At 36.2% G+C, this 12,781-nt stretch carries 9 protein-coding genes; 5 read left to right on the forward strand and 4 right to left on the reverse strand.

The window, feature by feature from the left end:
- Positions 1 to 146 precede the first annotated feature (146 nt).
- Positions 147 to 2,615, reverse strand: coding sequence for a class I adenylate cyclase (locus PF272_RS09875; protein WP_271142624.1), 2,469 nt, complete (start codon positions 2,613 to 2,615; stop codon positions 147 to 149).
- 237 nt (positions 2,616 to 2,852) lie between these two features.
- On the opposite strand from PF272_RS09875, the gene hemC reads away from it, so the two are divergent.
- From hemC to PF272_RS09895, 4 genes are read left to right on the forward strand one after another with little or no spacing between them, the layout of a single operon-like run.
- Entirely contained in the window at positions 2,853 to 3,779 is a 927-nt protein-coding gene (hemC, locus tag PF272_RS09880; protein WP_271142625.1) for a hydroxymethylbilane synthase, read from the forward strand.
- Positions 3,780 to 3,783: 4 nt separating this feature from the next.
- Complete coding sequence (locus tag PF272_RS09885; RefSeq protein ID WP_271142626.1) at positions 3,784 to 4,551, forward strand: uroporphyrinogen-III synthase; 768 nt, start codon at positions 3,784 to 3,786, stop codon at positions 4,549 to 4,551.
- A 15-nt stretch (positions 4,552 to 4,566) separates the two neighbouring features.
- Positions 4,567 to 6,090 carry a uroporphyrinogen-III C-methyltransferase gene (locus PF272_RS09890; protein WP_271142627.1) on the forward strand — a complete coding sequence of 508 codons (1,524 nt, stop codon included), beginning with the start codon at positions 4,567 to 4,569 and terminating at the stop codon, positions 6,088 to 6,090.
- A 15-nt stretch (positions 6,091 to 6,105) separates the two neighbouring features.
- Positions 6,106 to 7,374, forward strand: a complete 1,269-nt coding sequence (locus PF272_RS09895; protein WP_065233756.1) for a heme biosynthesis protein HemY — start codon at positions 6,106 to 6,108, stop codon at positions 7,372 to 7,374.
- Between the two features lie 79 nt (positions 7,375 to 7,453).
- On the opposite strand, the gene tsaB is transcribed toward PF272_RS09895, so the two are convergent.
- Both tsaB and PF272_RS09905 read right to left on the reverse strand, forming a co-directional pair.
- Positions 7,454 to 8,170 carry a tRNA (adenosine(37)-N6)-threonylcarbamoyltransferase complex dimerization subunit type 1 TsaB gene (gene tsaB, locus PF272_RS09900; RefSeq protein ID WP_271142628.1) on the reverse strand — a complete coding sequence of 239 codons (717 nt, stop codon included), beginning with the start codon at positions 8,168 to 8,170 and terminating at the stop codon, positions 7,454 to 7,456.
- Positions 8,167 to 10,098 (reverse strand): ATP-dependent DNA helicase, encoded by a 1,932-nt coding sequence (locus PF272_RS09905; RefSeq protein WP_271142629.1) that lies wholly within the window; start codon positions 10,096 to 10,098, stop codon positions 8,167 to 8,169. Before PF272_RS09905 ends, tsaB begins: the two co-directional genes overlap by 4 nt.
- 134 nt (positions 10,099 to 10,232) lie before the next feature.
- Between PF272_RS09905 and PF272_RS09910 the strand changes: the two genes are divergently transcribed.
- Positions 10,233 to 11,060 (forward strand): D-hexose-6-phosphate mutarotase, encoded by an 828-nt coding sequence (locus tag PF272_RS09910; RefSeq protein WP_065233753.1) that lies wholly within the window; start codon positions 10,233 to 10,235, stop codon positions 11,058 to 11,060.
- 39 nt (positions 11,061 to 11,099) lie between these two features.
- On the opposite strand, the gene PF272_RS09915 is transcribed toward PF272_RS09910, so the two are convergent.
- The gene (locus tag PF272_RS09915) at positions 11,100 to 12,455 is read right to left on the reverse strand and encodes a cytochrome-c peroxidase (RefSeq protein WP_271142630.1); all 1,356 of its coding nucleotides are present in this window, start codon (positions 12,453 to 12,455) and stop codon (positions 11,100 to 11,102) included.
- Between the last annotated feature and the right edge of the window lie 326 nt (positions 12,456 to 12,781).

A 12,781-nucleotide genomic window follows, 5' to 3' on the forward strand; every position in this document is an offset into this window, starting at 1 on the left:
GCCATCAAGGGTTAAAGAAGGAACGTAAGATAAAGTTTATTCAGGATTATTTGATGAGTAAAAATGACTTTTAGCCTCCATTTTGTCCATTACTCCAAAAAATTTGATATAGATTAAAAAATAAGGGTATCACAACTGTACGAAAATTAACTATTGATACTTAATTCAGAGTGATAAGGCGTCACTGTGGTTTTTCCTTGCGTATGGTGGATTTGGTAAAATTGAGGATAATTAAAATTATTCTTCGAAACTTGGAATGGTGTACTGTTTTCACCATTAGTTGCTGCGCGATAAATTCGATTAATTTCCTCAATCTTTTGACTTTTTATACCTTCGCAATGGTAATAAGCTTCTAGCTGATTGCTTTCATCAAGAATATAAATATTGAATGTCCTATCAGTATTATCTTCAAAGAAAAATTGCAGGAAACCTTCATTTGAATAATATTCGATAGCTTGTGGATATTTTAATTCATCATTAGTGGAAATTTTGGTTAATCCTGTTTCGGATAACAGCTCTTCTGTAATTTTTAATTTGTCACGGTGGAAGAAGTTATTCCATACTTCACTCGCAACATAGAGTGTATTTAGTTGATTACTATTAATAAGATTACTGGTTTGAATATTGATACAACGATCAATTAATTCGCTAGTAAATCGGCGAATAATATTGCGGTAACGTTGGCTGTAACAGAAAACGTTCACTGATTGTAACGGTACAGAGCTACGGTAAATTTTATTAGAAAGGACTTTTAAGGCACGGAAAATAGCACTTGGTCCTTCAAAATGTAATGTCCGAATTTCATTCCATAAATTACGGTAGGTAAAATCAATGCTGCCAATTAATTTAGTTTGTTTTGCGGTTAAATTATTAAATAAATGCTTTGGTTGTAAGCGGAAATGGTGATCGATTAATGATTCATCTTTCGTTGGATCTTGAACTAAATTTACCATAATCGCTAAATTACGAATTTCACAAGGCTGATAGAGATCATTATTGGTTGCAGGAGAAACTTCGGTTGGGAAAGTATTACGTAGATCCTCAACAAATTGTTGTAATGTTTCTAAGGAAACACTATCGCTGATAATGTGCAGGTTTGTATCCGCAGTCAGAATCCCATTGAAATATGCCCAACAGACCAGCTTATTTAAATTCGGATTATATTCAACATGGCGATTTTTCGACAAGGAAGAAATTTTTGGTTCTTGATTCAATAAGTACCAACCTTTTGCCATCACAGAATTACCCGTAGCCTCCACAAAAGTAAGCTCTTTTTCAGCAATATTGGTCGCAATAGTTGGATTGAATAATGTGACTTTTCCTGGTAATTCTTCAAAAGCAGCATAAAGTTTACGGGTCAAAATACTAATATCTTCAGGAATAATACCACCGCCAGAAATATTATATTTGCGGGCAAAATCCATTAATTGGCGATAACTGCACATTAATAGTGCAACTAAGCTATTATAGCTACGACGGATTTGTTTAATTTTCCAATGTTTTCTTTCATTTAATTCTTGAATTGTTTTACTATCCCACTTCCATTGATGAGCAAGTTTCATCAATAAAGTTAGACGCCAATTCCCGGTTAATTCAGCATTATCAATATCTTCACTGGCTTTAATATAAAAACAACGACGCACGTTATCCAAACGATCGTAATCTTTAATCTTAATCAGATAGTCAGTTACCTTATCCAACATTGCCATATAAGGATCAAAATGATGTTTGACTTTGCGATCTTGTAATAAATCCAATTTAAATTGGTGAGAAATTAAACGAGTGTTTGGGAATTCCCATGAATAACATTCTAAGAGTAAAATCTTGATAACCGCTTTGTATGGTGAATCGATTCCTTTATAGAGATTCCATAGCGTTGCTCCAAAATACTCATTTGCAGATAATCCACCTAAGCCGCCAAAATCCACCCATTCATTAGGATTTAATTTGCCTTCATTGACTAATTGTTTAACGGTTTCATCATATTGAGCTTCATCTTCAACAGCGAGATGCAGCCATAACAATGGGCGGCCTGCAAGACGAATTGCCGAACGATAAAATTCGTCCAGCAACAGCATATATTGGCTTGAACCGCAGTTATCACTAGTTAGAGAATCAACGGCCTGCCCACAACGGAAACGGTCTTGATCGACAAGAAACAGATTGAGTTCAACTCCAACGTTATGTGCCCATTGACAAATTAAAGCAAATTTTTGTTGTAATTTATCTAATTGTGGTTGTGTTAATGCCCTGGAAGCACATACCCATAAATCCAAGTCAGAACGTGAAGTTTGGGTAATAGACCCTAAACTTCCCATTGCATAAATACCACATAGACTGGTGGTTGGATTAGGTTGATGTTCTAATGAAAAAAGCGTGGTATTGGATAATGTAGAAGAAAGATAATTTTTTTGATAGAGATTGTATTGAAAATTAACAATGCCGAAAGGTGCCCCTTCAACATATCCCGGTAATTCTGGAATATTGTGGTGCAATAAGACACAAACTAAATTCAGAACATATTGAAATTCATTTGGTGCGCCTGCTAAGGCACGTTCTAAACGAATATTATCTAATTGTTCAACCTTTTTTCTGGCAACTTCTAGATTGTTCATTAGTTACGTAAAATCTCTATCTATAATGGATAAATATATTACTGTCCATCAACGGCGGAAAACTTTAACATTTCTATTTCACTTGGTAAATACTCAAGCCTAGTCAGATGAGAAGTTTTTGATTAAGCTCAATGAAGATTATTTTTCTAAGCACTGACCTGACAATACTTAGTAACAATGATAGGATATAACTTGATTCAAACAATGAATAATAAGTTAACCACAAAAGAGTGAATTATGCAAAAAGATGTTATCCGTATTGCAACTCGGCAAAGTCCTTTAGCCTTATGGCAAGCCAATTTTATCAAACAGCAATTAGAAAATTTATACCCTGAATTAAACGTTGAATTAGTCACAATGGTGACTAAAGGAGATGTGTTATTAGATACTCCATTGGCCAAAATTGGTGGTAAAAGGCTTTTTGTTAAAGAATTAGAACTTGCGTTATTAGAAAATCGGGCAGATATTGCAGTCCATTCAATGAAAGATGTTCCAATGCAATTTCCAGAAGGGTTACATTTAAGTGTTATTTGTGAACGGGAAGATCCGCGAGATGCATTTGTTTCTAATCAATATGCTTCATTAGAAGAATTACCTCTACACGCAGTCGTAGGGACATCAAGTTTACGTCGCCAATGTCAGCTAAAGGCTTTACGTCCTGATCTTGAGTTAAAAACATTGCGAGGCAATGTAGGAACTCGTCTTAGAAAATTAGATGAAGGAGAGTATGACGCAATCATTTTGGCATCTGCAGGGTTAATTCGTTTAGGTGAACAACAACGTATTCGCAGTTTTATTGCACCAGAAAGTTCTTTACCTGCAGTGGGACAAGGCGCAGTAGGTGTCGAATGTAGAGCGGATGATGATCGGGTTAATGATTTATTGCGTCCATTATTACACCAAGATACATGGGATCGTGTGATTGCAGAACGTGCAATGAATAATCGTTTACAGGGGGGATGCCAAGTACCAATTGCGGGCTATGCTGTATTAGTGGGAGAACAGCTTCACTTGCGTGCTTTAGTTGGTGCAGTTGATGGCAGCGAAGTGTTAAGAGCAGAAGGAACTGCACCACGTACACAAGCAGAGCAGTTAGGCATTCAGGTGGCTGAATCGCTTTTAGCACAAGGCGCAGAAAAACTATTAGCACAGGTATTAGAATAATTTCATGGGAATTCTAGTCACACGTCCGGAAGAGTCAGGTCAACATTTGACGTCCATGTTAATTCGTGAAGGAATTGCAGCTATTCATGCTCCTTTTATTAAAATTGTGACAGGGGAGCAATTAAATCAACTACCTCAGAAATTACAGAAGTTAAATCCAGGTGATTATGTCATTTGTGTGTCACAATATGCCGTAAATTATGCAGCACAAGTATTACAAAATACGGGATTTACTTGGCGAGCAGATTTACATTATTTGGCAGTAGGACGTAAAACAGCTATGCGTTTAACTGAGGCTAGTCAGCAAGCTGTGAGTTATCCATTTTTGCAAGAGAATAGCGAAGGGCTATTAGCATTACCTTTAATGCAGCAATGCCAAGATAAAAATGTACTTATCTTGCGTGGACAACAAGGGCGAGAGTTATTGCCTGAACAACTTACAGTGCAAGGTGCAAATGTCGAAATGGTGGCTTGTTATCATCGAGAAAGGCAAGAGTTAACAGAAATGGAATTGATGATGTTTTCTCGAGCAGGGATTGATACGATTGTGGTGACTAGTGGTGAAATTTTGCGGTATTTACTGGATTTTATTCCTAAAAGTGAACATAATTGGTTAGTTAATTGTAAGTTGGTGGTGATTAGTGATCGTATTGCTCAATTAGCCAAAGAAGCTGGTTGGCAAGAAGATAAAGTGATTCTCACTGAAAAGGCTGATAATAATAGTTTGTTAAAAACAATATTATCTTTTTATCCCCATTCACGAGATAAATAAACAATAGGAGTAGCAATGAAAAAACAACATGATGAAACTGATATTCAAAAAAATACAGAGATAAATGAAGAGGTTACTCCTAATAGAGATGAAGAAAGCAAAGTTGAAGCAGTAACCATCCCAAAAATTGACGCTGTTACTCATTCAGAAGATAAAAAAACAGAAAAACAACCAATGAAAGAAGAAAAGAAAGTGATGGCAGCAGAGCCTAAAAAAACAGATTCTGCAAAACAGAATACTACTCCAAAAGAGAATAAAGTCTCTTCTCAACCAGAAACCCAAATAAAGAAATCTTCAAGCGGTAAAGGTATTGCCTTACTTGCTCTATTAATTGCGTTAGGTGTAGGCGGCGCAGGTTATTATTTAGGCCAGCAACAACTTAGCCAATTACAACAAAAAATTACTTCTCTAGAGGAAAGCCAACAAGCGGCAACTCAAGCAACACCAGCAGAAACGGTAAGTAAAGCTGATTTTGATGCGGTGAAAAATGCACTTGTTAGTACAACAAGCGAGTTAGAAGCAGCGAAAAATGCGTTAAGTGCATTAGAACAAAATCGAGGTATTACCGAACAACAAATTATTGCCTTACAATCACAATTAAATAAAGCTGTTGCGGATAAAGCAGAAAGCCAACCAAATGAATGGTTGATGTCAGAAGCCGATTTCTTGTTAAGTAATGCACAACGTAAGTTATTAATTGATAATGATTTAAGTACGGCAATTTCCTTACTTAAAGAAGCAGATGTTGTGTTAAATGATGTTTCTGATCCAAGAGCAATTAGTGTACGTACTGCGATTGCTCAAGATCTTAAACGTTTAGCGGATGTGAATGACGTTGATCAAAATGCAATTATGCAAAAATTATCGCAACTGGCTAATGCAGTAGATGATTTAGAAGTATTAGATCTTTCTAGTGATAATGCGACAGGTAGCGATGATGGTGAGCTTTCTGATTCAATCAGCGATTGGCGGACTAATATCGAAAAATCAGCCAATTCTTTCTTGAATCACTTTATTCGTATTCAACCAAGAGATCCTGTTGAAAAGGCATTATTAGCACCGAATCAAGATGTTTATTTACGTGAAAATATTCGATTACGCTTGCAAATTGCTTTATTAGCAGTGCCTCGTCAACAAAATGAATTGTATAAAGGATCGCTAGAAGCCGTAACTTCTTGGGTAAGAAGCTATTTCAATACAGACAGTGTATTGGTGCAACGTTTCTTACAACAACTTGATGATCTTTCAGAACAGTCAATCTATGTTGATGCACCAAGTACCTTTGAAAGTTTGACGACTTTAGATGAAATTTTGCATAAGCAACCACACAAAATTGAAAAAGTGGAGATGAAGGCGAATCCTACCATTCTAGAGGAAAATAAGGCAGAGGAAGCCAAGGCAAAAGAAAATGCAGAGGCACAATCTCAAGCAACTGAACAGCCAAAAGCTGCGCCTGAACAACCAGCCAGCCAAACTGAGGAGAGTCAGCCAGCTGCTACTGAAGCCCCAAAGAATGACACACCAGCGAAAACAGAATAGTAGGAGAAAAAATATATGTTTAGAGTATTATTCTTGATGTTAATCTTGCTGGTTGGCTTTATTGCAGGGCCATATATCTCAGGTAAGCAAGGTTATGTTCGAATTCTTACAGATTCTTATAGTATTGAAATGAGCATCACAATGTTAGTGGTTTTCTTTGTGATTGCGTTAGCCGTTATCTATGGTGTTGAATGGATAATTACTCGTTTCTTCCGTCTTAGCAGTGGTACTTATAATTGGTTCTCTGTACGCAAAAGACGCAAAGCACAGCAACAAATTTTGCAAGGTTTTGTGAAGATGGATGAAGGAAATTATGCAAAAGCAGAGAAATTAATTGGTAAGAATGCGAAACATTCATCAGAGCCAATTCTTAATTTTGTGAAAGCAGCAGAAGCTGCACAACAACGTGGTGATGAATTTAGTGCCAATAAATACCTTATTGAAGCAACTGAATTAGCTGGGCCTGATAATTTAATTGTAGAACTGGCTCGTACTCGCATTTTATTACGCCAAAATAAATTACCAACAGCACGTACAGCAGTCGATAGCCTGTTAGTATTAGCACCACAAAATGTAGAAGTATTACGTTTAGCGGTAACAATTTATCTCCGTTCTCATGCTTATTCAGCATTAGATAATTTATTGCCACAGATAGAAAAAAGTGGACTCTATACAGGTGATGAATTTAATCAGTTATATCATCAAGTATTAGATGGGCTATTAGATGAAAAAATGAATGAAGAAGGGGTTGAAGGATTGCTACATTGGTGGCCTGAACAATCTCGTGCCCGTCGCCAAAATAGTTATGCGATTGTTGGTATGATTCGCCGTCTAATTGATAGTGATGATCATGATTCTGCGTATAGTTTGGTGCTTGATTCAGTGAAACGGATCGAAAATAGCGATATGTTGGCATTCTTAAATCAAATTGCACGTTTACAGGTAGGAAATAGTGAGAAAGTCGTTAAATGGCTAGATAAAACCAGTATTAAAGGTGATTTATCCGCTAATATTGCTTGTGCTGTTGCAAGAGCAACAGGCTATTTAGCGTTACGTGCTAATCAGTTTGAGAAAGCCCGCCAAGCTTTTAGTAAAGTATTAGCGGCAGAAGATAAATCTTGTATTGATATTCAAGATTATACTGTGGCTGCATATTTAGCAGAAAAAGCAAATGATATGGCAGCGGCTCAACAAATTCGTCAGCAATGCTTAAAAGATACAATGAAAATTGAGGATAAATCTTCCGTAGCAGCGAGTGATTTATTAAGTTTAGAGAAGAAATAAATTTATCCTAAAGAAGAGAAGGGCTGTAAGAACAGCCCTTTTTAATTCAAAAAATAAAACAAAGATCAAAAAATTCCTCTTACTCTCTGCCAGGTAGTTTTTTCCAAGTCACTTCATTACGTAAATAGATAGGTTCAATTTCCGTTGCAGTAACATAATTTTGTTTTTTATAAGCAGCAAGGGCAAGCGGTAACATATAGCGTGCGGCAGGAAGTGTAATTTGTGAGCGTGTTCCTGGAATTGTATTTAATGCAGGATAAGCAGCCCAACCCGTGCCTACTTTATAATGTTCTGCGCTAGTATTAGTGAGTTGCTGACAAAGTAATTCTGGGGCAATAACTTGTTCTTCTTGAATTGAATGCCAAGCCGGATAGGTGTTTCCGTCGATACTCTCTGGTTGATAACATAATTGGCAAAAATAGACCTCATTCATTCTGGCATCAATGGCACTTAATACCTGTGTAGCCTGTTCTGTTTCATAAGCAGCTTGTGCCATAGCCGTTAATGTAGAAACTGGGTAGATTGGTAATTCTGCACCTAAAGCTAAGCCTTGAGCCACAGAAACACCTACTCTAACGCCAGTAAAACTACCTGGACCACGTCCTAGAACTAGCCCATCCAGTTGAGAAAGTTGTAAACCAGATTGTTGTAATAGTTGATCAACCATAGGTAAGATGCGTTGTGTATGGGTACGTTGTGCAATCTCTTCTAAATAGGTTAATTCACCACGGTATAAAAGGGCCATAGAGCAAGCCTCAGTTGAAGTATCTAATGCTAATAAAGTTGGTTTCATCATTGTTGGTTCCTAATTTGTTGTAGGAAGTGAATTACTTTATTCAGATCGCGGGTACGTTGTGCTGGAGGCAAACTTTTCAAAAACAGTTGTCCATAAGGACGCATTACCATCCGAGCATCACAAATAACAATAACACCTCGATCGTGAACATCACGAATTAAACGACCTACACCTTGTTTTAAGGTAATAATGGTTTCCGGAATTTGAATATCATTAAAAGGATCACCGCCCTGTAAACGGCAATCTTCTAGACGTGCTTTTAATAATGGTTCGTCAGGGGAAGCAAAAGGTAGCTTATCAATAATCACTAATGATAAAGCATCACCTCGCACATCTACACCTTCCCAAAAACTTTGAGTTGCAACTAATACGCTATGTTTATTGCTAACGAATTGCTGTAATAACTGAGTTTTACTGGTTTCACCTTGTAACAAAATATTTAAGTTGCTATGTTGGCGAAAATATTCAGCAAATCCTTTCATCATAAAATTAGAGGTACAAAGTACGAAACAATTACCCTGATTTGCTTCAATCACCGGTAACAGTTTGGTTGCTAGTTGTTCTAAAGTATGATGCTGATTACTTGCTGGTAAGTAACGGGGGATACACAATAAAGCCTGTTCTGGGTAATTAAAAGGGCTGTGCAAAATTTTCTTTTTAGCATTGGTAATACCTAAATTGGCTGCATAATGCGTAAAATTATCACCAGAATCTAAGGTAGCAGAAGTAAAAATCCAAGCGGCATGTTGTTTTTCTACTTGTTGTTGAAATTTATCTGCAATCGTTAATGGCGTAATATGTAAGCTAAATTGTTTACCAAATGTTTCATACCAATAGCAGTAACCGACTTGTTCTACTTGCTGTAAACGTGCGATTAATAGTAATAACTCTTCGATACGCTCAATCAATTTATCTAAATTATCGGAACGTTTTTCGCCCACTTTTGCTATGTCTAATAAAATGGTCAGCTTATCTTGTAAGAATTGAAATTCTTTGCGGATTTTTTCTTGAGAGAATAATTGGCGGAGATCGCCGCGTTGATTTTCAACACCAAAAGCTAACCGAAAGTCTTGAATCACTTTTTGTACTACATCGGTGGCTTTGCCTAACTGTGCCATATCTTTAAGCTCAGTACGATAAACTAAATTCAGATCTCGACATAAATCAAATAGTTGGCGAGAACTAAGCGTTTGTCCAAAATATTGACAGGCAATTGTCGGTAATTGATGTGCCTCATCAAAAATAATCACCTTAGCTTGAGGGATCAATTCTCCAAAGCCATTTTCTTTAATTGCCATATCAGCAAAGAAAAGGTGATGATTAATCACTACTAGATCCGCATCTAATGCTTTTTTACGTGCTTTTAATACAAAGCACTCTTCATAAAAAGGGCAATCAGATCCTAAGCAGCTTTCTGTGGTACTAACAATTTGAGGAATTAAGGGACTATCTTCTGATAATGCAGTACATTCACTAAGATCACCATTTTTCGTGTGATTGCGCCATTTCTGAATTGCTTTGAAATCTTTTAACAAGCTATTATCACCAACCATTCCACGATGATAAATTCTGTCTAGACGATCTAAACAGAGATAATTTGCTCGCCCTTTTAGTAGTGCAATTTTGCCACTAAACCCCATTGCTTTGCTAATTGTAGGAAGGTCACGTTGAAATAGTTGGTCTTGTAAATTTTTTGAACCAGTAGAAATAATCGCTTTTTGCTTACTCAATAATGTTGGGATGAGATAGGCGAACGTTTTTCCAGTTCCTGTTCCTGCTTCAACAATTAATTGTGACTGATCTTCAATAGTGTCCAAAACAGCATTTGCCATTTCAATTTGCTCCACTCGAGGTTGGAATTGCTGTATGGATTGGCTTAATAAACCATCAGATGAGAAGATTTTTTGTAGTTGTTGTTTTTTCGACATTTTACAAGCTATTTTTTAGAAAAGTTTTAACTATCTCAATAAAAGAGGCAATTTTGAGATTATAACTTTTTTTCATTGACTAATCGATCTATCCTAAGCCCGATATTTTTATGATAAATATTTGAGGTTAAATAATGACATTTTCACTTTTTAATAAAATGGAGTTTGTTGAGCAAATTCATCCTAATATTTCCCTGCAACGTTATAACGAAATTTCTATGATCGTGGTAGAACACGAAACTGGTCGAGCAATTATCTCTTTACAAGGTGCACAATTATTAAGTTGGCAGCCGAAATCAGCTACACAAGATTTATTATGGCTTAGCGAAGCTGAACCATTTAAAGCGGGTGTTGCTATTCGTGGTGGTGTGCCGCTTTGTTATCCATGGTTTGGTGCCGCAAAACAACCAGCACACGGTTTTGCTCGAATTAGCCAATGGGTATTAAGTGATTGGCAAGTAAGCGAGCATGAAGTGAAACTAATTTTTGGGTTATATTCAGAAAATAATATTGCAATTGCACGCGTAAGAATGGCTTTTGCAGAAGATTGTCGAGTTAAATTTACTCAGCTAAATAATAGTGAAGCACAAGTTGCATTGCATACCTATTTCAATATTGGTGACATTGAACAAACAACAATTTTTGGTTTACCAAAACAATGTATGGATAAAGTCGCTAATCAAGTCGTAGAAGTTCCATCCCCATTAACGATTGGTAAACAGACAGATTATGTTTATTCTGGTGAAAATCGGATTAATCATATTGAAGATAAAGCACATAAACGCTTTATTGAAGTGGAACATCATAATGCAAGTAATGTTGTGGTTTGGAATCCTTGGACTACAACAACCAGTGCAATGACTGCAACAGGCTATAAAACAATGCTTTGTGTAGAAACTGCACGTGTTGATGAAACCTTGAAACAGGGTGAATCGTTAGAAATGCGAATTACACAGCAATAAAAAAGAAGCGGGCAATCATTATGATTGCCCTTATTTTTATTATTGATTTTGTTTTTTAGTTAATGGCTTACCACGTACTTCCCCAGTTAAGGTTTGCAAGAAAGCGACTAAATCCTCAATTTGATCATCTGGTAAAGTTTTATCTAATTGGTATTTAAGGACAATTTTTACAGCTTCATGAAGGTTATCAGTTCTTGCATCATGAAAATAAGGTGCTGTTAATGCGATATTCCGTAGTGTTGGAACTTTAAAACGATATTTATCTATTTCTTGTTTTGTTTGGTTATAGCGCCCAAGGTCAGCAGATGTTTCTGGTGTTCCCCGATCTTTAATGTAATCAGCATAAATCCCCATTACTTCAAAAGAATTTCCACCCATATTGATACCACTATGACAAGTATCACAGCGGTTTTCTTTAAATAATTGGTAACCACGCTGTTGTTGAGCATTTAATGCAGAAGTATCACCTTTTAAATAACGATCAAATGGACTATTTGGCGTAATTAATCGTTTTTCAAATTCAGCAATAGCATCTGTCATATTAGCCTTAGTGAGTTCTGGATAAACTTGTAAAAAGAGATCGAGAAATTGACGATCTTGGGCAAATTTTTGCTCAATTTCTTGCCAATCGTGATATCCCATTTCCACTGGGTTTAGTGGTGGTTCAGCGGCTTGTGCAGCCAAGTTTGCGGCACGACCATCCCAAAATTGGGAAGTATTAAACACAGCGTTATAAACAGTAGGGGCGTTAATAACGCCTTTTTGCCCATGAATGCCAGTGGAAGTTGGTAATCCATCAACGCCGCCATTATCTAGCAAATGACAACTAAAACAGGTGATAGAATTATCAAATGATAAACGTCCATCAGTAAATAACATACCGCCAATCATCACTTTTCTAAAATCCACTGGAAGCATAGTTGGGATAGGTTGAATAAAGGTCTGTGAATCTGTGTTAGGAAGTTTTTGCTGATGTTGTTGAGTTAGCCATTGATTCAATGTTGTCTGTTCTTGTTGATTTAATTGATAAGGTAACTTGGCATGAATATTGGTGGCTTGTTGATAATGAGTTAAAAAATATTGCAATTTTGCGATATCAGCGATTGTGATCTGTTCTGGTTGTTGTAAGTTGTCAGTAATTTGATTAGTTAGGAAACTTTTTTGACCAATTTTGATATTGCGTACTGTTTCAGGATCTAGATTATTAGTTTCAACTGTTGCAGTATGACAATCAATACAATGTTTATCAGTGAAGATTTTATTTATCTCAAGAGCAGTTAATTGCTGTTGTGCTTGGGTAAGATCATGGTCAGCTGTATTAGAGGTATCTGCAAAGGAAAATGTACTTAAAACCAAAAGAGAAGTAGTGAGTAAAGTTGTTTGAACTGTTTTCATAGTGATAATAAATAACTAAAAAGCTTTTTGCGTTATTAAAGAAAATTCCAATCAAAAGCACAATAATGGGAAAGAGGTAATTATAGCAGGAAGTGGAATTTGTTTGATCTAGGTCAGTGAGGAAATAGCAATAGATACTTCAAAAGAATTTGTTAGGACATATTAGATATGTATAAATAAACAGTATATATTAATATTGTTCAAAAAAGTACATTGAAATTATTTTTGCTAATAGAATATTAATTGTAGAAGATCAAACCTAATCTGACAGTCCCCGTTTAAAATTACAGCGCCTGTCAGATTAATTTGAGCTTAAATTCTTTTCT

The sequence above is a fragment of the Gallibacterium faecale genome (assembly GCF_027920745.1).
Lineage (GTDB): Bacteria > Pseudomonadota > Gammaproteobacteria > Enterobacterales > Pasteurellaceae > Gallibacterium > Gallibacterium faecale.